The sequence below is a fragment of the Embleya sp. NPDC025285 genome, from assembly GCF_055558835.1.
In genome coordinates this window covers 1-20,411 of record NZ_JBVHLU010000067.1, presented here as the reverse complement: position 1 = coordinate 20,411, position 20,411 = coordinate 1, and the positions used below count along the sequence as shown (strand labels likewise).

The following is a 20,411-nucleotide window of genomic DNA, read 5'->3' as shown; positions in this document are numbered from 1 at the left end:
GGAGGCACCGGCCGCACCACTCAGGGGGACCGATGGCTGACCTGGACCGCTCCGCGTACAACCGGGGTCTCGTGGCCGACATCCTGGCAACGACCGAGGCGGGGGACGGGGATGCTCTGGAGGCGTTCACCGAGCGGATCCTCGACGAACTCGAGCAGGCCGGGGAGGTCGAGAACTTTTTCGTCGGTTGCTACCGCGCGTGGGGCCTCGAGGTCAGCGGCTACGCGCGCAACGACGTAACGAACACGCTCGACCTGTTCGTCAGCGACTTCCGCCGGTCCCCGGCCGAGGAGAAGCTCACGAAGACGCAGGCCGACCATATGTTCCGCCGCGTGGGCGCCTTCGTCCACAAGGTGAAGTCGGGCCTTCGGCGCACCGTGGACGGGGCATCGGGCGTCCATGACATGTGTGTCGCGGTGGAGAAGGCACTCCCCGAAGTGGCCGGGCTCCGGTTCTTCCTTCTCACCAACGCGGTGGCCTCCACCCCGGCGTCGGCTGCTCCCGACCTCGACGGTCTGCCGGTCAGACAGGAGATCTGGGACGTCACCCGACTCCACCGGATGGCCACCTCGGGCAGTCTGAGCGCACCCGTAGTCGCCGAGTTCCGGCCCCCCATCGATTGTCTGCCCGCTCCGCGCACCGATGGCGACTACGACGTCATCCTGGCCGTCGTTCCCGGACATGTGTTGGCGGACCTGTACAGGGACCACGGCCCTCGGCTGCTGGAGCTCAACGTCCGCTCGTTCCTGCAGGGTCGGGGGGCTGTGAACAAGGGGTTGCGGGAGACGATCCTCAACGCGCCGGAGCGATTCCTCGCCTACAACAACGGCATCACGGCCACCGCGTCCCAGGTCGACTTCGTCCCCGGGGACGATCGCGCCATCCAACGGATCCACGACATGCAGATCGTCAACGGTGGACAGACGACCGCGTCGATCCACTACGTGCGCGAACGCGACAGGGTCGACCTCGACGGCATCTTCGTCCAGATGAAACTCACCGTGGTCTCCCCGGATCGACTCCACGAGATCGTCCCGGAGATCTCCAAGTACTCCAACACGCAGAACAAGGTCAGCGTGGTCGATTTCAGCTCCAACGACGCGTACCACGTCCAAGTGGAGCGGGTCACCAGGAGTCTGTGGGCACGCCCCTTGGACGGCAGCGGGCAGGACACCAAGTGGTTCTACGAGCGGGCACGTGGACAGTACGTCGACGCCGAGACCCGGGCGGGCAGTGTCGCCGAGCGCCGACGGTTCAAGGCGCTGCATCCCTCCACTCAGAAGTTCACCAAGCAGGACTTGGCCAAGTACGTCCAGTCGTGGAATCAGCAGCCGTACTGGGTCAGTCGCGGCAACCAGAAGAACTTCCAGCAGTTCATGAGCGTGATCACCGCGAGCAAGCCCGACGTAGATGTCCGCTACTGCGAGAGGCTCGTCGCCTTGGCCGTCCTCTTCAAGGCCGCCGACCGCAGTGCCCGCCTCGCCCACGCGGGTAGTTTCAAGGCTGCGGTCACCACCTACACGGTCGCTCGCCTCAGTCATGCCGTGAATCGATGCCTGGACTTGGACCAAATATGGCGTGAGCAACGGGTCAGTGCCGCCGTCCAGACGGCGTTGACGGAGTTGAGTCCGCTCGTCCTGGGCGTCATCACCCGCCCTCGCACCGGGAATCACTCGGGGGAATGGGCCAAGAAGATCGAATGCTGGGAGGACGTCCTCGGATTGGACTGGACCGTCTCCGTCGGCGTGCGCGCGGAACTTCTGGAGATGTCTGCCTGGGACGCGAACGCCCGGACGTGAAGGCATCGCGAACCCGGTCGCGCCGCTGGCGACGGCGGTGCCGTCGTCGGAGTGTGAGGCCGTGGGATGTCGGGCGACGGGGGCGCACTGATGAGCCTCGGCAGCGACGAACCGTGCCCGGCTGTTGCTCGCGCGATCGATGACGGACGACCCGTCCCCGTGCGACGAGCCACCACGTGACCCTCGTAGGAAGGCGACCGCGAAGGGTGGGACTCGTCGCCTCAGAGCCGCCGTCGAAGGCCTTCTGGCGCCTCCGCGAAGCCCGCCGACGACGACCCGGTGTGGGCGCGGCCTGCCTGGACGACGAATGGTTGAAACGCCGTCGAGCGTGGCCTTTCCTCGACCGCCCGAACGTCACTGTCTCACGGTGCGCCCACCACGATATAACTGTTCAGTTGTTAAAACCCAGTGCCCGGGCAGCCTCCGGAGACCTCTCGCGCAGGGTCTCCGCGATTCGTCGAAACGCCGCGTACTCGCCCGCATGCATGGCTGCGGCCCGCAGCGCCAGTCCCGCGTCCGCCGCGACCGGCGGGTCTACCGGCCCGGACCACGGAGCCTCGGAGGCGGCGTCCGCGCTCCGATCGTGTGTCGGTGACCGCGAGGCCCTGCGATACGTCTCGTCCGCCCGGCTGCACAGCTCGTTGATGGGCCGCTCCAGCATCTGACGGATTTGGGTGGGAACGGTCACGCGTACCTTGGCGACGTCGATGTTGAACACGCCGTCGAGGTCCGTGTCGAAGTCCATGGACGCACGGGCCAGTTTCGTGTGCTCGTCGATGCTGCGGATCCCACTCCAACCGCCCCATTGTACGAGCCGGTTGGCTCGGTAGATGTACAAACCCTGCTGGCGGTTCCACTTCAACGGCCCGGACAGGCGATCGAACTGCTCCAGCGAGCTGAACGCGCTCTTGGGCGGCAGGACGTAGCGCCTCATGCGCACCGCTCCGTGGGCATCCCCGACGGTGACCTCGAACCTTTGCTCGGGGAGTTCGACCCGCCCCGCCTCGTCGGGGGCGAAGGGGTCCCACGGCTCGATCCTGTTTCCGTTGACCGATATGACCAAGCGACGTCCCGTGCTTCCGGTGAGGAACCGGTGGAACACCATGCCGAGATGCTCCATCGTTCGCGTTGCCATGCCCTCCAGCCTGCGGCGCGCCCACCCGCCTTCGGGGCGCCTCTCCGGTAGCACGCGGTCGAGTTTCTGCCATATCACGGCTGTGCCCGTGCCCTCCGTGAGCAGCCGGAGGGCACGCGGAGGAAGACCTTCCCGTCGCGGATTGAGGACCAGCCATTCGTCGGTCTCGGCAATCAGATCGAGGTCGAGGGTCCGTACGTGCAGGCGGGGTGTCCTGGATGATGTCCGCGTCGCCACCGTGATCGCACGACACTGCGAAAGGGAGGCGGTCTTCAATCCGAGACCGTAGCGCCCGAGGTCTCCGGGCTCGTAGTCCCGACGGCTGCCAAACCGCATGGCCTCGGTGAGTTGAGGTTCGCTCATCCCGCTTCCGTCGTCGGCGATCATGACGTAGGAGTCCGCACCGTCGAACGCGATGACGACCTCGACCCGCTCTGCCCCGGCGCACACGCTGTTGTCCACGAGGTCGGCGACGGCGGCCGGAAAGTCGTAGCCGATGTCCCGCAACGACTTCGTGAGCCGGGCGGCGGACGGAGCGATATTCGCAAGTCTGGGCAGGGTCATGGGCGTTGGCCTCCGAGGCGTCGACAACGAGCTCCAGGGTCTCACAGGCACCTCACGGGGCTGCGGGCCGAGGTCGGCCCGGATCCGTCGGCCGCAACGACGGATCTCTTCGGTGTGGACCGCCTGACCCGGCCCAGGGTATGTGCGCGGACGGCGACACTCCCCGAGGCGCCACGACTTCGCAACGCGACGCAGTCGCTCCGGTTCGGGTCCACCTCGCGCGACCCGTGCCCGTGCCGTCGCCCACCGCGACGCGCATGACGATCTTGCGATGACCGCGAATCGGCCGATCTTCCTCGCATATGCCACACGCCGGATTCGGCGCAAGAAGCGGCAGGTCGATTTGCAGTGCTCGCAGGAACGCGACGCCGCGTCGGACATCGTGCTCGATCGGGACCGCAATCGGGTGGGCCCGGACGGGAACTGCGGCCGCGGACCCTTCGGGTGACGACCTGACGCGTCGACGCATTTGGCCAATCCGAAACGACGGTCGGCGACGGCCCCGCCGTTGCGGGCGTGCCGTCCCGATCCGAACCGTGCCGTCATGATCGAGGTTTGAAGCGTCCGCATGATCGCGCTTGCTTCATCGGTACCGTGAACTCGGCCTATTGAGGCCATACTTCGTGCCTCACGTGCACGGAGCGGCCATACAACGGTTAGGCTGATCATCCGCTTGTGCGCACACGATGCCCAGAGCGTCCGGTGGCGTGCCGTGACGCTCCGAGCGGTCGCCCAGAATCCGCCGATCCGGTGGCGGCGGCACGTCGGCCACATCTCAACACCACGGCGCGGGAGGCGATTGCACTTGGGAGCCATGCGAACCATCGATGTGCCCCCAGGGGCGGCAAGGACCACGGCGTCCATGCGCAACCTCGGGTACACCGTGCAGCAGTCGGTGGCGGATCTGGTGGACAACTCCGTGTCCGCCGCGGCCACCGAGGTGGCGGTGACATTCAAGTTCGACGGGTCGGCATCGTGGATCAGCGTCGCTGACAACGGTCACGGCATGGACGCGCGTCGACTGACCGAAGCCCTGCGCTATGGCAGCAACAGTACTTACGGCAACGACGATTTGGGGCGTTTCGGGTTCGGACTCAAGACGGCGTCGACGTCACACTGCCGAGAGGTGACCGTCGCCACCAAAGCGAAGCGCCACGTTCGCGTCATCGGCCGCCGCCTCGATCTGGATCACATCGAGACCACCGACAAATGGCAGATTTTCGAACTCGCCGAAGGCGATCTTCCCGAGGTGGTACTGGCACAGTTGCGCTCACAGACCGGGACCGTCGTGCTCTGGCGCAGGCTCGATCGCGTGCTGCGCTACGACGACCCGTTCGGTGGTTGGGCCAGGAACAACCTGACGAAAGTGGCGGAGGAGGTCGACGCCCACCTCGGCATGGTCTTCCACAAGTTCATCGCGGGCGAGGTGCCGAAGCGCGCACCGCTGCGAATCACCATCAACGGCTCCGTCGTCAACGCGTGGGATCCCTTCTGCCGCGATGAGGCCGAGACCTATCCCTTCCCCGAAGAGCACTTGGAAGTGAGCTCGACGGAGGGAGCGGCGATCGTTCGCGTCCGGCCGTTCGTCCTGCCGAGGCAGAGCCACTTCTCCTCGAAGGAGGCGTGGCGGCGCGCCAACGGGGTCAAGAAGTGGAACCGCCAGCAGGGCTTCTACATCTACAGGGCCCACCGGCTCATTCAGTCCGGTGGATGGAACAAGATGCGCGCGGTCGACGAGCACACCAAGCTCGCCCGTGTGGCGATCGAGTTCTTCCCGCAGCTCGACCACGCCTTCGGTTTGAACGTCGCCAAGGCGACCGTGCGTCTTCCCTCGGAGCTGCGCGAACAGCTGACGCCCCTTGTGTCGCAGTGGACCCGAGCCGCAGAACGGATCTATCGCGACGACCCGACGAAAAACAGGTCCACCCGCAGCGCCGGAACCGCGGCGGTGGCCACAAGGCCCCCCGGGCGACCGCAGGCAGATGCGCTCCGCCCGCCCCCGTCCTCGTCGACCTCGGGGCGGGTACAGGCACCACGCCCCGTCCCAGCCACGACCGGGGCCTCCGTACTCGCCTCCGCAGCGCCGGAATCGTGCGGACCGGGCCGGGCCAGGTCCGCGCTCGAGGCGGCCGCAACCAGCGTTGGCGAAGATATGGCGCTCGATCGGATCGTGGCAGCGCTGCGCGACTTGTCACCGGAGGTGGCGCGTGACCTCGGGTGGTGAAGACGTAGCGCGCCATATGCAAGTGCTGCGAGCGCTCATGGAACGAGACGGACTGACCGTCGACCAGGCATTGGTGAGTGTTCCGGGCCTGATCCCGGACGAGGATCACGATGCGGTCCGGGAGGCGTGGAAGGCGCAGAGCTCCGTGGTGATCCAGGTGCTGGAACCCACCGAGCTCAGCGCCGCAGGTCCACGGTCGTGGTTCGAAACGTACGACACGTCACAGGGTTACTACTGGACACGTCAACGCTCCTTCCTCAAGTTCGAGCTGAAGCGCAAGGACGCCGAGGTCGACAACATCGACCGATCCAGCGATCGGGTCCTCGCCCACTTGGAGAACCCCCGGCATCGGGAACCGTTCGACGTCCGCGGTTTGGTCGTGGGGCACGTGCAGAGCGGCAAGACGAGCAACTTCTCCGCCCTCATCGCCAAAGCCGCAGACGCCGGCTACAAGATCGTGATCGTGCTCTCGGGACTGCACAACTCCCTGCGTCAGCAGACGCAGCGCCGGCTGCAGCGGGACCTCGGACACGAGGATTCACCGACCGGTGTGGGCCAAGGCGTGGCCGAGAAGTGGTGGACGTGGATGACGGGAGAGGGCTTGGACGGGGACTTCGAGCCCCATTCGAACACGGCCTGTCTGCAGGGCCAGAGCCAGGTCATCCTCGTGGTGAAAAAGAACAAGAGTCGGCTGGATCGGCTGATCGATTGGATCGACCGGGTTCCCGAGCACGTGCCGGTACTCGTCATCGACGACGAAGCGGACCAGGCGTCGGTCAACACGGGCGGCAATCGCGGTGATCGGGGGCCAGCCTTGGAGGAACTGGACCTGACCTCCGCGGACTTCGACGCCGAGGGCCCCGCCACCGATGAACTCGACCCGAGTGCGATCAATCTGCGGGTCAGACGCCTGATCGGTCTTTTCGCACGCTGCTCGTACGTCGCCTACACCGCCACGCCGTTCGCCAACGTCCTCATCGACCCGGACGCCAACGACCACGAGGCCGGAGAGGATCTCTTCCCGCGCGACTTCATCCTTACGCTGCCGCACCCGCCGGGGACCGACTACGTAGGGACCGAGCGACTGTTCGGTCGCGACGAACTCATGGGGGACGCGGAAGGAACCGACGGGCTCGATGTGATTCGCATCGTGCCCGACACGGACGTGAGCCAAGTCGTGCCCACCGGAGGGAAGGCTGCGGTCCGTGTGCCGGCGTCCCTCAGGGCGGCTCTGTGCGACTACCTGCTCGCCTCTGCGGGGCGTCTCGCCCGCGCGGAGGCGGACCGTCCCTGCACGATGCTCGTTCACGTCGATGTGAAGAAGGATGCGCAGGACCGACTGGCCGAGGTGATCGCGGCCGAATTGAGTAGCATGCGCCAGTTATGGCGCTATGATCGCACGGAGTTCGAGCCGCAGCTCCGCGAGCGGTGGGACCGGGACTTTCGGCCGTTGACGGCGTCCATGAACATCGATGCCGATGTGTCGTTCGAGACGGTCGAGCCGTACCTGGACCCGTTGTTGGGACGCGGCGTCGAGGTCCGGGTCCTCAACTCCAATCACGGGGACGAGATCGACTTCGACGTCGAACCCACCCTCAAGGCCGTTCTGGTCGGTGGCAACAAACTCTCGCGCGGCGTCACGATCGAAGGCCTGCTCGTCTCCTACTACGTGCGACGCACGCCGTACTACGACACCCTCCTGCAGATGGGTCGATGGTTCGGATATCGCGGCGACCACGTGGATCTGACCCGCCTGTATAGCACCCAGCAGCTCGTGAGTTGGTTTCACGACCTGGCCACCATCGAGGAGGAACTGCGTCGTCAGATCGAGGACTACGTCCGGCGCGGTCTCACCCCCTTGAAGGCTGCACCTCGCATCCGCAGTCACGCGAGGATGCTGCCCACCGCGAGGAACAAGATGCGGGACGCGGCGTTGGTCGAGCAGGCCTTCGACGGGAGAAAACTCCAAACGCTCCGATTCCCCTTCGGGGTCGGCAGTCCCATCACCGGGTTCGAAGACAACCTGGCGCTGACACGCCGACTGCTCTCGAGTCTCGGAGCCCCGGTTCACGTGGACGCGGGCCACTACGGCTGGAACGGAGTCGACGCCCAGCCCGTCCTCGAGTTCGTGGAGGCGTTCAGCTCGATCAGCCAGGGCTCCTTCGAGCGGGAGTCGATCGTCAACTACATACGTGATCGGGTACGTGTCAACGAACTCACCTTCTGGCACGTACTCGTATCCAGCCTTCACGACCCCGGTGCCACCGTCGACCTGGGTATCGTTGATCACCCGAAAATCGGAATGATCACACGTAGTCGTAAATCGACGGATCCTCAGTCACTGGGTGTGGTCACCGAGCCGGGTGACGAAGGCTTCGGGCTCACCCACGCCCAGAAGTCCGAGGCCGAACAGTTCTACGAATCGGATCCCCGGGTCAGACTTGCCGACGCCTACCGTCGCAGCCGCACGCCGCAAGAGGGCCTTATCGTGCTCTATCCGATCGACCCGAACAGTCAACCTGGCAGCAACGCGAAACTGAGATGGGCACTTTTCGAACCGAACGCCCCGCGTCCCGACTGCGTCATGGCCTACTCGATCAGCTTCCCACACACACGAACCATCGGCGACGCGCAGTACCTGTCCGGCCCAAGGAGCGAACGGGCATGAACGCCGCCGAACTCGAACACGTCTGGGAAAATCTGTCCGCCGCGTCCGCCGTCGGAATCTTGAACGCTGTCCCGCTCGGGCGAGAGGATCTGTGGGCGGCGCTCGACTCGTCCGGGCAGTGTCACCTGCTCGTGGAAACACCGTCAGGGTCCGACGCTCCCAGATTGCAGGTGAAGGGGCTGCGAGCGATCGTCGCCATGCATCAGGTCGCCGACCGGGAGCCCGCGCCCTTTCTGGACTTCAGCTGTGTGGACCCGAGTGTGTTGCCCACATTCGCAGCGGTCGCCGCCGACATCGTTCGCGCCGTCACGAAGACGACCCCTGCCGAAGCGGTTTCCGTTGTCGCGAATGTCCTGGAGCGGTGGAAGTGGTTCTGGGAGGTCGACTCCTCGCGGCTGACGGACTCCGAGGCACTCGGCCTCTTCGGAGAGCTTTGGTTCCTGGCGCGCTGGGCCCGGCCCACGCCAACCAGCCTCGCGGCGTGGACGGGATCCGACGGCTCTCGGCACGACTTTCAATGGCCCTCGGTCTCGGTCGAGGTGAAAACCACGGCAAGACGCTCCGAGATCCGCGCCTCCCACACGATCAAGGGCCTCGATCAGTTGGCAGCACCGGAAACGGGCGACCTCTACCTGTTCAGTCTCCAATTGGTGCGCGACCAGCTGGCCAAAAACACCCTGCCGCTTTTGGTGGACCACGTAATCTCGGCACTCGGCCAAGATCCAGTGACACAGGAACACTTCGCTCGGAAGCTGGGCAACCGCGGATACACACCAGCGCATCGCCGGACCCTTGGCACTCGCTACAGGGTGGTTGAGGAGTGTCTCTACCGCGTCGTAGGGGAGTTTCCACGTCTAACCCCTGGAACCTTTCCCCAAGGACTCCCACCCGGCATCGGCGGCATTTCATACCGGTTGGACACGGCAGCATGTGAACCATGGCTCGCCGCATCAGCTCCGCTACCGTGGCCACCGACACAGGCATGAGTCGCCCCGCCAGCAACGGTCGATCGGCAAAATGGTTCTGTTGTCCGCGCAGGCCATGAGCGTGGCGAGGATCGCCGAGGTGACGTTCACCAGCAGCGATCGGGTCCGCGACGTGATCCACAACTTCAACGCGGACGGCTTCGAAGAAGTCGGCCCCGCGGGCGCGGGATGCTCCCGTGACGTCCTTCCCTCCCGGGTATGCGCCGCGGTTGGCCCCGCGAACGTGGGGATGGTCCGAACGTTTGGTCCTCGTTGATGCGCGGGTAGTCGGCCTCGCTAACGCGGCGATGGTCCCCAGATCTTCGCGCGCGGCATCGTGCCCAGGACGTCGGCTAAGCGAACGCGGGACATGGCCCGAGCAGGCGGACGTCCGACCGTGACTTCCCCGGGGTCTCGTGGTGCCGTGGTCATGGCCGGCAGTCGGTCACGACGTGGGGAACGCCCTTGTCGGCGTGCGGGATTGGTCCATGCGGCCGCGATAGGGTGGGATCTCCACGCTCGGGATCGGGGGTCCGTTGCGCGTCTTCTTCCAGCCGGCGGCGCTGTCGCAGAAGCCTGTGAAACGGCACTACGACGCCACGATCGCCCGACGTGTTCCGTTCCTCGACCACGAGAAGGTCGTACCGGGGAAGGCCTTTCGGGAGCTGTCGGCGTCGTTTCCCGACGGGTCGGCCTGCGTGTGGGGGGTCACCCCGGGTCAGAGGGGCGTGAACGTCTCCCGGGCCAGTCGTATCGCGAAGGACGACCTCGCGTTCTTCACCGGGGACAAGGTGGCGTATCTCAGTGGGGTCGTGGTCGCCACGTGGCGCAGTGTTCCGTTCGCCGAGCGTCTTTGGGGGCGGGACCCGCTGGGGCAGACGTGGGAGTGGATGTACGCCCTCGACGACGTCCGCGAGCACGACATCCTCATGGACGACGTGCGTGCGGCCCTCGGTTGGAAGGACACGCGGAACGTCCAGAACCTGACGATCCTCAAGGAGGGCGAAGAGGAGACGATGCGGGCTCTGCGAAAGGCGAGGCCGGGGACGCCCTTGCCGGCGTCTCCCGCGAGTGTGTCGGATCCGGCTGTGGCGCCGCTTCCCGTCCGGGTCGTGTCCGCCGTTGCGCCGGGTGCTCGGGCCAGGCTCCCTGCGCCTTCGACGGGTCGGGCCACGGCCGGGACGTGTGTGTTGTGCGGAGGCGTGGTTCCCGACGGGTTCCTGGTCGCTTCGGCGATCAAGACGCGCGGGTGTTCGCCGCAGGAGCGCGGGGACCCGGCCAACGTGATCGGGTTGTGCACCCTGGGGTGCGAGAGCCTGTTCAGGCTCGGCTACGTCGCGGTCGACGGCGGGGGGACGGTCGTGACGAGCCCACAGGTGCTGGAGGCGTCCACGCTTCGGGTCCACGTCGAGCGTGTCGCCCTCGCGGGTCGTGAAGTCGCGTGCTGGTCCCCGGCGACCGCCCGGTATTTCGCGTGGCATCGTGCGGGCGTGTTCCGCGAGACGGCCCCGTTGAGGTTGTTCGAAACGTAGGCGTCGGACGTCGGCCGCCGTGCGGTCGATCCGTGTCGGCGGAGCCGGGCAGGTCGTGTCGGAATTCGAGCATGGACGGGGAACGGTACGGGTGTCGGCTCCTGAATGGGCGTTGCTGGTGGGGGTCGGCCGTTTCCACGGCCCAGCCGACAACGACGAAGAAGCGGGGATGGACGATCCGTTCCCGGACCTCGAGTTCGTCGACGACGTCGTCCCGCGGGTGCGCTCGGCTCTGGCGTCCATGGCGTTCGACGCACGCGCGGTCATGGACCCGGACGCCGCGGAGCTGCGCGGTCGGGTCCAGGGTGCCCTCGGTGACGCGAGGATCGTGTACGTGGTGTCGCACGGGGTGGATTCCCCGGAGACGAATCCCTACCGGGTGGCGGTGGTGCCCTCGTGCGGGAAGCACGGGGCGGACACAAACGCCGGGCACTGGGTCGAGGGTGCCCTGGATTACGACGAGCCGACGCTGTTCCTGTTCGACCTGTGTCGGGCGGGGCGCGCGGCCACGTTGCCGGCGGCCACGCATCGGCCGGGTGCCGGGAGCAAGGCGTGGGTGATCGCCGCGTCGGCGCCCCACCAGGACGCCTTCGCCGGCGATTTCAGCTATGCGCTCGCCGAGGTTCTGCAGGAGGTCGCGGAGACCGGTCTGGACACCGATCCCGCCCGGCGGTTCGTGGCGTTCTCGGCGGTGGCGCGCAGGATCAGCGACCGGGTGCGGCAGCGTTCGAAGTTCGGTCAGTTGGTGTTCGCCACCGCGATGGACATGACGTTGGACGAACCCGAGCTGCCGTTCTTCCCGAACGTGCGTTTCGATCAGGAGGCCGCGAACCTGCGGGCTGTGGACGCGAGTGCCCGTGGCTTCCTCGACCGCCGTGACGCCCGGCATTTCAAGGACAAGGCGGGGGCTCACTTCACCGGCCGCAAGGCGCAGTTGCGTGTGCTGGCGCCGTGGCTGGACGACCGGTCCGGCGGATCGGGCAACCTGCGAGTGGTTACCGGCAGCCCGGGGGTGGGAAAGTCCGCGCTCCTGGGAGCGTTGGCGTGCGCGGCGCACGTGGAATTGTCGAACGCCGTGCCCGAGGTCGGCCGGCGGCTGGATGACGGCTGCCGACCCGAGGCCAATTCGCGACTGGCCGCGGTGCACGCGCGTGGACGTTCGTCCGGGGAGGTGATGACGGCCATCGCCCGTCAGCTCGACCTGGACACGTTCGGAAAGAGGAGTGTCGACCATCAGACGCTGATCCAGGCGCTGTCGGCGAGCGAGGACACCTGTGTGCTGATTGTCGACGCCTTGGATGAAGCTCTGCAGGTGAATGCGCTGCGCGACGAGTTGGCGACCTTGGCGAGGGCCGTCCGTAGCGACGGCCGGCCGGTGTGCCGGCTGCTGATCGGCATGCGGCCGTGGGGGGAGTTCTCGGTTCTGATGGAACTGGCCGCCGCCCAGGGTGGCCTGATCGATCTGGACGACGCCGATCCCGTGGAGGTCCGGGGCGACCTGACCGACCACATCGGCAGCCGGTTGCGTGAGGAGGAGGCCTATGCGACGCCGGGCATGGCGTCGATCCGTCGAACCCTGGCGCGGGCCGTGGCGGAGTCGCTCGTGCCGCGTGACCGTGCCACGCTCTCCGCCCGGGGGAAGCGTGTCGAGTGGGGGGCGTTTCTGGTGGCGGACGTCTTCACCCGCTATCTGGCTTCCGCCCCCGCCCCCGCCACCGCGGAGGAGGCCGAACGCCGTGGCCGGACGGCTCCCGCGGACCTGCCCGCCGTGCTGGAGATGGAACTCGCCGCCCACGATCGCGGCCCCAGGATGCGTTCGCTCCTGGTGGCGTTCGCGCACGCGCGAGGCGAGGGCATGCCTGCGGAGGTGGCGATGCCGCTCGCCGACCACCTCGCCGGCGTCCCGGACGTCGATCGGGATCCGAGGACGGACCGGGAGTTGCTGGACAACGTCCTGTTCTATCTGCGATCCGAGCCGGACCGCGAAGGCATCCTGCGGTCCCGGTTGTTCCACCAAGGACTCATCGACTACCTCGCACCCCGCAACGGGGCATCCTCCGCAACGGCGCCGCTCGTCGACACTCCCCGCAACCCGGACTTCGAGACCGTCCTGGACCACCTGCTCGCGACGCACACCCTCCACGACGGGACGCGTCGACTGTGGGACACCAGCCCGCGCTACGTTCTGCGCCACGCCCTGGACCACGCGGTTGCGGCGGATCGGGCGGACGAGCTTCTCGCCGATCCCGAGTTCCTCGTCCACGCCGACCCGGTGGTCCTCAAGGACGCTTTCACCGACGCCCGCGGTGAAGCGGCCCGTCTTGCCGGTCGGCTGTACCTGGGTCGGTACGATTCCCTGGCCCGGGTCGGACCGATCGGGCGTCGCCAACTCCTGGCGATCCTGGCCGCGGCGGCCGGGGCCGGGCATCTCGTCGAAGCGTTCGCCCACGGACAAGCGTGGCGCCCCCGGTGGGCGGTCCTGGGTCCGATGGAACCAACGGCCGCCCAACCCGACTGGACACTGGCCCTCGACGGCGGCCGGATCCGTGAACGCGGGATCGTGGTGACGGGCGGCGCGGCCGGCCACGTTCGCGTTCGAGACCTGAACACCGGAGAACCGTGCGGTGAGCCCCTGAGCGGGCACGCGGGATCGGTGCTCGCGGTGGCGCGCGTGCGCGTGGACGGGCGGGACGCGGTGGTCACCGGCGGCGCCGACGGCACCGTCCGCCTGTGGGACCCCGACTCCGGTACGGCCGTGGGGGCGCCCATGACCGGTCACATCGGTGCGGTCACCGCGGTGGCGCGCGTACGTGTGGAGGGGCGGGACGTGGTGGTCACCGGCGGGACCGACGGCACCGTCCGCCTGTGGGACCCCCTCAAGGGGGAGCAACTGCCGTACCCGGCCATGAGTCACGACAAGGGCAGTCGAGTGCGTTCCCTGTCGCTCGCGGACGTCGAGACGGGGACACTCGTGCTCAGCGCAGGCTCCGACGGCACCGTGCGCGCCTGGGACCCGTGCACCGGAGCACCTGCGGGCACTCCGGTCGAGTCGGATCCCGACACCGACACCACACGTGCGGTGGCCGTCGCGATGCTCGACGGGCGGACGACGCTCGTGACCGGCGGCGATCGCGGCCTGCGAGCAAGCGACCTGACGAGCGGCCGGGAACTCGCCGCGATCGACGACGCGGCCCTGGACCTGGCCGTCCTGCGGATCGGAGACCGGGCCGTGATCGCCGCCGGCGGCCTGGACCACCGTGTCCTGTTGTGGGACCCGCCCGGGAACGGCATCGACGAGTACGCCGTGTTCCACCCCGCCTATGCGGTTCGGGCCGCGTCCGACGGATCCCTCGTCGTCGGGGGCGGCCACGACGTCGTCGTCCTGGAACCCAACGAAAGGCCGTGATGAACGCGATCGTCGGTGTGCACGGGATCTGGAACTTCAAACGCCGCCTGACCCCCGAGGCGGCGGCGACGAGCCTCGCGAACGGAGTGTGGGCCACCTCCCTCGCTCGATCCCTCGCGAACGCCGGGTACGCGGGCCCGGCTCCGACGGTGGCGATGGCCTACTACGCGGACCTCCTGCGCAGGCCCGACCGACAGGGAGCATCCGAGGACCTCAAGGACCTCGACGCGTTCGAGCGGGAGATCGCCCTCGCCTGGTTGACCGGACTCGGCCTGCCCGAAGCCGTACCGATGGGACGCTCCTTCATCCGCGTCCGTCAGGCCGTCACCTGGCTCGCCGAGAGCCGCGGACTGGCCGAGCCCTCGCTGGCCTGGTTCACGAACCGGATCGCCCGTGAGGTCGGCGCCTATCTCCGCGACCAGGATGGCCCGGCCCGCAAAGCCGCCCGAGCGCGGGTGACCGACGCGGTCGCATTGTCGGGCGCGCGCGTGGTGATCGCACACTCCCTGGGATCGGTCGTCGCCTACGAGGCTTTGTGGGAAAGACCCGACCTGCCGATCGACCTGCTGATCACCCTCGGATCGCCCCTGGCCCTGCCCGGCGTCGTCTTTCCCCGGCTGAGCCCCGCCCCGGTGAACGGAATGGGCGCGCGGCCTCCCGGAGTTGCCCGATGGGTCAACCTGGCAGATCCCGGCGACATCGTCGCGATCCCACCGCGCGGGATCGGGCGCGCGTTCGCGAACGTGGACGTGGACGACCACACCGAGATCGGCATATTCGATTTCCACTTCGCGAAGAACTATCTCGCCCACCCCAGGGTCGGACAAGCCTTGGTCTCGAACTGGGGCCGAACCACTCGGTAGGGCAATGGCGTTGAACTGCGCGAATCCGACGATCGAATGCCCGTCTGTAGAAGAAACCTCGTATCGGCTGGAGGCGCTCCCTCGACGTTGGACGGATTGAACCTGCTCTTGTCGTCATGGTCGTGAATCTTGAATCGCTCCACACGAGAGCGGTCGCCCGTGATCCACTCGGTCTGCATCACGGCGCGGCCAGCCTCGGTCGACCACCCGGACGTCGGCCCTGCGTCCGCAGGGATGGCCCGGCGGATGGCCCGAATGGTTCGCCATGATCCCTCCGCGCGCCGGTCATGGCGCAGCCAGGCCTCGGCCACCGTTTCCGCGGGGGCTGCGGTAGTCCCGATGAGAGACTGCCGGGTGAACCACCGTAGGGACAAGGAAGATTCGCTTCGTGACAGGCAGCAGCAGGTGGCAAGATGCAACTAAATGAAAACGACGTTACCCGCTGGTAGAACCCCAGGTCATGCAGGGTCGGCCCCGCGTCCGCGGGGATGGTTCCGGCGCGAGGGTGGGCCCGAGGGACGGACCGCGGTCGGCCCCGCGTCCGCGGGGATGGTTCCCGGTGGCACATGCCCATGCGGACCATGTACGAGTCGGCCCCGCGTCCGCGGGGATGGTTCCGTTGGCTACGTTGCCAATCGAGTGACGGGGGTGTCGGCCCCGCGTCCGCGGGGATGGTTCCGTTCGCAGGCCAAAACGCGGGTGGACCCGGTGGTCGGCCCCGCGTCCGCGGGGATGGTTCATCACCGTCGCCGACCGCGAGACCCTGCTCGATGTCGGCCCCGCGTCCGCGGGGATGGTTCTCCAGTTCCGGGGGTTGGGCATGCGCGATGATCGTCGGCCCCGCGTCCGCGGGGATGGTTCCTCCTGACCGGGCCGGGGCAGATGCAGTGGGGCGTCGGCCCCGCGTCCGCGGGGATGGTTCCTTGAGCCCGGACAGACGTCGCGCGTCGCACATGTCGGCCCCGCGTCCGCGGGGATGGTTCGGCCGAGGGACTGGTTCGCACCGTGATGAAGACGTCGGCCCCGCGTCCGCGGGGATGGTTCCGGTCAACGCCGCCGACCTGGTGGCGGCGATGAGTCGGCCCCGCGTCCGCGGGGATGGTTCTTGACACCGATTGCGTCGCACTCCTCCCGCGAGGTCGGCCCCGCGTCCGCGGGGATGGTTCCGGATCCGGCGGTAACCGACCGCCGCGCCCCGGGTCGGCCCCGCGTCCGCGGGGATGGTTCTCCATGCGATACGCCCGTCTCACCGCCCGGGATGTCGGCCCCGCGTCCGCGGGGATGTTCCCCGGCCGCAGCCATGCGTGCCGCGTTCCACAGGTCGGCCCCGCAGGATGTTCCTGCCGACCCCAACTTGCCGCCGTCGCCCGCGTCGTCGGCCGAACCTGGGGATGCTCGCAACGCCGCAGACCCGGTCCTGTCGGACGGCGAATCGGCAGCGAAGGCGAGGGAGTTCCCGTCCCAGTCGGCCGCTTTGGGCCTCGTCGGCAGCGTTTGCTGGCCGCGCGTCCGCACGGGCCGCTAACGTCGAGGTCTCTCGACAGGTCTAAGGGAGCGTCCGATGAGCATGACCAGCGGCCCGGCACGAGCCTGGCATCCCGGAATGACGACCGCCTCCAAGGACGACATCCACCATGTGAAACCCCGCCAGCGGAACAAGTACCGCCGCCAGGGATTCTCCTGGGCGGAGATCAAGAAGATCGACCGCGCCATCGGACGAGGCGAACACACGATCACCCTCAAAACCGCCACCTCCGAAACCACCATCACCCTCCCACCCAAAACCACCTGACGAAGCCCTCCCACCGAACCACGAGCCGCGTCCACCTCGCTGTTGGCCCCACGAAAGCGGGGATGGTTCGCCTGTGATCCATCCGGACGCCCGTCAAAACGCAGCCGGGCCCCGGCCGCCGTCTCAACGCACGTCTGGGGGAGCATCGGTGGGAAGCTCGTCTCTCGAACTACCGTGGGGCTGACGGAGCTTCGCTTCGCGACAAGCAGCAGTAGGTGGCAAGATGCAACCGAACGACAATGGTGTTACCCGCCGGTAGAGCCCCAGGTCATCCAGCGTCGGCCCCGCGAACGCGGGGATGCTCCTGTCCCCCTGGGTCGTGGTGGCCGTCTCGGCGAGTCGGCCCCGCGAACGCGGGGATGCTCCCGGCCCACCGGCAGCGGGCCGTCCGGCGCCCCGGTCGGCCCCGCGAACGCGGGGATGCTCCTGAGCGGCAACACGGGCGGGTTCGACCTGGCGGGTCGGCCCCGCGAACGCGGGGATGCTCCCACCTCGACAGGATCCGCGTCGGCCCGTCCGGTGTCGGCCCCGCGAACGCGGGGATGCCCCCGCGGCGCCGCCCTGCGGGGGTTGGCCCAGGCGGTCGGCCCCGCGAACGCGGGGATGCTCCCCGATACGTCGGGGTTCGAGGTCCACCAGAGGGGTCGGCCCCGCGAACGCGGGGATGCTCCCGGGTACAGGTCTTCGTCCGCGCCTTCCAGCATGTCGGCCCCGCGAACGCGGGGATGTTCCGGCGGAAGGCCCAGGGCTTTCACGTGTTCGAGGCCCAATTCATACCCGACGACGTGACCCTGGCAGGTAGTCGCCTTTGATCCATCCGGCGGCCGATCGCCAGGCCGCCTGGCCCTCGGTCACTGCCTTTGCAGAGGCGGCGAGAAACGCCAGGGGAGAGGCCGCGAGGTGAACTACCGTGGAGCCGAGGGAGATCCGCTTCACGACGGGCGGCAACAGGTGGCAAGATGCAACTGAACGAAAACGGCGTTACCCACCGGTAGAACCCCAGGTCATCCAGTGTCGGCCCCGCGAGTGCGGGGATGGTCCGGGTGATCGTGGGACGTATCGGGGTCGCGGCCGGTCGGCCCCGCGAGTGCGGGGATGGTCCTCCGGGTGACAACCGGCGGCGAGGGCGGGAAATGTCGGCCCCGCGAGTGCGGGGATGGTCCGGTCTGGGCGGCATGGCACGCGAAGTACCACGCGTCGGCCCCGCGAGTGCGGGGATGGTCCTGTCGGGGTTCTGGTCCCGGTCGGCGCGACGCCGTCGGCCCCGCGAGTGCGGGGATGGTCCCGCCCTGCGCGACATCGCCATGGTGATCGGCGCGTCGGCCCCGCGAGTGCGGGGATGGTCCGTCCGTGTCCTCGATCCCGGGCCCGATCAGCGCGTCGGCCCCGCGAGTGCGGGGATGGTCCCGGCTTCAGTGCCTCGTCTGCGGCCCGCAGTTCGTCGGCCCCGCGAGTGCGGGGATGGTCCCGCGTTGGCGATCTCCCCCCACCCCATGCCGTGGTCGGCCCCGCGAGTGCGGGGATGGTCCGGCGCGTGCCGTGACGATCAAGGCCGCGTCGGCGTCGGCCCCGCGAGTGCGGGGATGGTCCCGGCATCCCCCACGTGAGTGCGCCGTACATGAAGTCGGCCCCGCGAGTGCGGGGATGGTCCCCCAACCCGCGTCTTCCGGCCAGGACTCCGCGAGTCGGCCCCGCGAGTGCGGGGATGGTCCCACCGCGTGCCGGATGGCCGCCCCGTACCCGTCGTCGGCCCCGCGAGTGCGGGGATGGTCCCACGCAGCAGCCCGCTTCGGCCACCCTCGTCCAGTCGGCCCCGCGAGTGCGGGGATGGTCCCTCGATGGGCTCGCCGTCCTGATCGAGGATCCGGTCGGCCCCGCGAGCGCGGGGATGGTCCCTGCACTAGAAACCGGCCCGGATCCGCTCTGACGTCGGCCCCGCGAGCGCGGGGATGAGCCCTACCTGGCGCTTGAGGTGACCTACTGCGAGGAGTCGGCCCCGCGAACGCGGGGATGAGCCCGCCATCTGGGACGACCGGCTGCTCGGTCGATCGTCGGCCCCGCGAACGCGGGGATGAGCCCGGCCTTGTCGGTGAACACGTCCGTCAATCTCAGTCGGCCCCGCGAACGCGGGGATGAGCCCACCATCCTCGGCAACGGCATGGCCGGCCAGGGGTCGGCCCCGCGAACGCGGGGATGAGCCCGTCGCCCAGTGGATCGGGCAGCGGGTCGCGGCGTCGGCCCCGCGAACGCGGGGATGAGCCCGGCGGACCGGTGCCGACCGCCACCGCCACCCCGTCGGCCCCGCGAACGCGGGGATGAGCCCGCCGCCTCGTACGCGGCCAACCGACGCAGGCGGTCGGCCCCGCGAACGCGGGGATGAGCCCGCCCGGTACACGCCGAGCTCGACCACGCGCCGGTCGGCCCCGCGAACGCGGGGATGGTTCCGGGTCGCCCGAAGCGCCAAACTGTGCGCGGGAGTCGGCCCCGCGTCCGCGGGGATGGTTCGGCATGACGACCTGTTCCGACGCATCCGCGTGCGTCGGCCCCGCGTCCGCGGGGATGTTCCCGCCCCTTCGGGATAGATGGCCTTGGACGTCTTATCGGCCCCGCGCAGGCGGGGATGCTTCTAACCTCCTGGCGGCGCAGGCCGGGGCAACTCCAGTCGGCCCCGCGTCCGCAGGTGTTTCCGCTGCCCAGGCGATCGCATGGCGCGTGAGCCGGTCGGCCCTGCGTCCGCGGGGATGGTCCCGTCTGCGCGTCGTGGGTACCGCCGTTGATGATGTCGGCCCAGCATCTGCGGGGATTGCGCTGCCTCAACCGTGAGAATCCGCCCGAATCGCCTGCGAATACGGTGGGGAGACCCTCCCGATACGACAACGTCCAGGAGTATGGCCAACCCGGCGCAGCGGCGGGCCTGCAGTTCGCTCCGACCGCGGCCGGTAGGTCCACGCCGTTGGCCCCGCGAACGCGGGGATGGTCCCCGCACCAGCAGCGACATCGACCACCACGCCCGGTCGGCCCCGGCGAACGCGGGGATGGTCCCGCGCAGGCGGTACTTGGTCAGCTCCTTGTCGGGTCGGCCCCGCGAACGCGGGGATCGTTCCGGCAGCCGTGCCGTCACCGACAGCCGGCGCCGATCGGCCGCGCGAGCGGATGGGGAGATCGAGAAGAATCACCCAGGATCGTAGGCGTATTGCCGGTCGTGACTCGGGTAGTCGTGCGGTGGTGTCGGCTTCCCCGTGGCCAGCACACGCGCGGTCCGGCGCCCGCTCACCCCCGTCCGGCCGTCGGACCGCGCCCTTCCCGACCGATTCCGCGAGTTCGAGCATGTTTCCGGCAGCGCCGGTCGAGCCCTGGATGCTCACCGTTGAGGTGCCCCGTGTTTTCCGGACACGTTGACTTCTGTTGTTTACGCCGCCAGCCCGAGTTGCTTGTGCTCGTTCAGGACTTCCAGCGGCGTGCG

Annotated in this window: 10 protein-coding genes, 1 pseudogene and 2 CRISPR repeat arrays; of the genes and pseudogenes, 10 read left to right on the top strand and 1 reads right to left on the bottom strand. The window is 68.3% G+C overall.

Annotated elements, in window-relative coordinates:
• The first annotated feature begins 32 nt into the window (after nt 1-32).
• Nucleotides 33-1,799, top strand: a complete 1,767-nt coding sequence (locus ACZ4FV_RS34400) for an AIPR family protein (protein WP_465324169.1) — start codon at nt 33-35, stop codon at nt 1,797-1,799.
• Between the two features lie 391 nt (nt 1,800-2,190).
• Here the strand turns inward: ACZ4FV_RS34400 and ACZ4FV_RS34395 are convergent, their stop codons facing one another.
• Nucleotides 2,191-3,498, bottom strand: a complete 1,308-nt coding sequence (locus ACZ4FV_RS34395; protein WP_465324167.1) for an ATP-binding protein — start codon at nt 3,496-3,498, stop codon at nt 2,191-2,193.
• A gap of 271 nt (nt 3,499-3,769) precedes the next feature.
• Here ACZ4FV_RS34395 and ACZ4FV_RS34390 point away from each other — a divergent pair, with 271 nt between their 5' ends.
• The 9 genes and pseudogenes from ACZ4FV_RS34390 to ACZ4FV_RS34350 all read left to right on the top strand — a co-directional run bounded on the left by ACZ4FV_RS34390 (nt 3,770) and on the right by ACZ4FV_RS34350 (nt 16,948).
• On the top strand, nt 3,770-3,946 hold the full coding sequence (locus ACZ4FV_RS34390) for a hypothetical protein (protein WP_465324165.1): 177 nt from the start codon (nt 3,770-3,772) through the stop codon (nt 3,944-3,946).
• A 414-nt stretch (nt 3,947-4,360) separates the two neighbouring features.
• On the top strand, nt 4,361-5,722 hold the full coding sequence (locus ACZ4FV_RS34385) for an ATP-binding protein (protein ID WP_465324163.1): 1,362 nt from the start codon (nt 4,361-4,363) through the stop codon (nt 5,720-5,722).
• Nucleotides 5,706-8,390: a Z1 domain-containing protein gene (locus tag ACZ4FV_RS34380; protein WP_465324161.1), complete on the top strand. Its 2,685-nt coding sequence runs from the start codon at nt 5,706-5,708 to the stop codon at nt 8,388-8,390. The genes ACZ4FV_RS34385 and ACZ4FV_RS34380 overlap by 17 nt, the downstream gene beginning before the upstream one ends.
• Complete coding sequence (locus tag ACZ4FV_RS34375; RefSeq protein ID WP_465324159.1) at nt 8,387-9,376, top strand: PD-(D/E)XK motif protein; 990 nt, start codon at nt 8,387-8,389, stop codon at nt 9,374-9,376. Before ACZ4FV_RS34380 ends, ACZ4FV_RS34375 begins: the two co-directional genes overlap by 4 nt.
• 28 nt (nt 9,377-9,404) lie before the next feature.
• Nucleotides 9,405-9,545: pseudogene (locus tag ACZ4FV_RS34370) on the top strand (helix-turn-helix domain-containing protein); the annotation flags it as partial.
• Nucleotides 9,546-9,891: 346 nt separating this feature from the next.
• Complete coding sequence (locus ACZ4FV_RS34365) at nt 9,892-10,887, top strand: hypothetical protein (protein WP_465324157.1); 996 nt, start codon at nt 9,892-9,894, stop codon at nt 10,885-10,887.
• A 169-nt stretch (nt 10,888-11,056) separates the two neighbouring features.
• The gene (locus tag ACZ4FV_RS34360) at nt 11,057-14,293 is read left to right on the top strand and encodes an AAA family ATPase (RefSeq protein ID WP_465324155.1); all 3,237 of its coding nucleotides are present in this window, start codon (nt 11,057-11,059) and stop codon (nt 14,291-14,293) included.
• Nucleotides 14,293-15,156 carry a hypothetical protein gene (locus tag ACZ4FV_RS34355; protein WP_465324153.1) on the top strand — a complete coding sequence of 288 codons (864 nt, stop codon included), beginning with the start codon at nt 14,293-14,295 and terminating at the stop codon, nt 15,154-15,156. Before ACZ4FV_RS34360 ends, ACZ4FV_RS34355 begins: the two co-directional genes overlap by 1 nt.
• 467 nt (nt 15,157-15,623) lie before the next feature.
• Nucleotides 15,624-16,444: direct repeats of the CRISPR family, unit length 28 nt; unit sequence GTCGGCCCCGCGTCCGCGGGGATGGTTC.
• A 273-nt stretch (nt 16,445-16,717) separates the two neighbouring features.
• A complete protein-coding gene (locus tag ACZ4FV_RS34350; RefSeq protein ID WP_465324151.1) occupies nt 16,718-16,948 on the top strand; it encodes a hypothetical protein in 231 nt (76 codons plus the stop codon).
• Between the two features lie 276 nt (nt 16,949-17,224).
• Nucleotides 17,225-17,680: direct repeats of the CRISPR family, unit length 28 nt.
• Nucleotides 17,681-20,411 lie beyond the last annotated feature (2,731 nt).

Bases quoted from the DNA above. Each gene is read 5' to 3' on its own strand.
- ACZ4FV_RS34400 (WP_465324169.1), top strand. From the start codon at position 33: ATGGCTGACCTGGACCGCTCCGCGTACAACCGGGGTCTCGTGGCCGAC.
- ACZ4FV_RS34395 (WP_465324167.1), bottom strand. From the start codon at position 3,498: ATGACCCTGCCCAGACTTGCGAATATCGCTCCGTCCGCCGCCCGGCTC.
- ACZ4FV_RS34390 (WP_465324165.1), top strand. From the start codon at position 3,770: ATGACCGCGAATCGGCCGATCTTCCTCGCATATGCCACACGCCGGATT.
- ACZ4FV_RS34385 (WP_465324163.1), top strand. From the start codon at position 4,361: ATGCGCAACCTCGGGTACACCGTGCAGCAGTCGGTGGCGGATCTGGTG.
- ACZ4FV_RS34375 (WP_465324159.1), top strand. From the start codon at position 8,387: ATGAACGCCGCCGAACTCGAACACGTCTGGGAAAATCTGTCCGCCGCG.
- ACZ4FV_RS34360 (WP_465324155.1), top strand. From the start codon at position 11,057: ATGGACGATCCGTTCCCGGACCTCGAGTTCGTCGACGACGTCGTCCCG.
- ACZ4FV_RS34355 (WP_465324153.1), top strand. From the start codon at position 14,293: ATGAACGCGATCGTCGGTGTGCACGGGATCTGGAACTTCAAACGCCGC.
- ACZ4FV_RS34350 (WP_465324151.1), top strand. From the start codon at position 16,718: ATGAGCATGACCAGCGGCCCGGCACGAGCCTGGCATCCCGGAATGACG.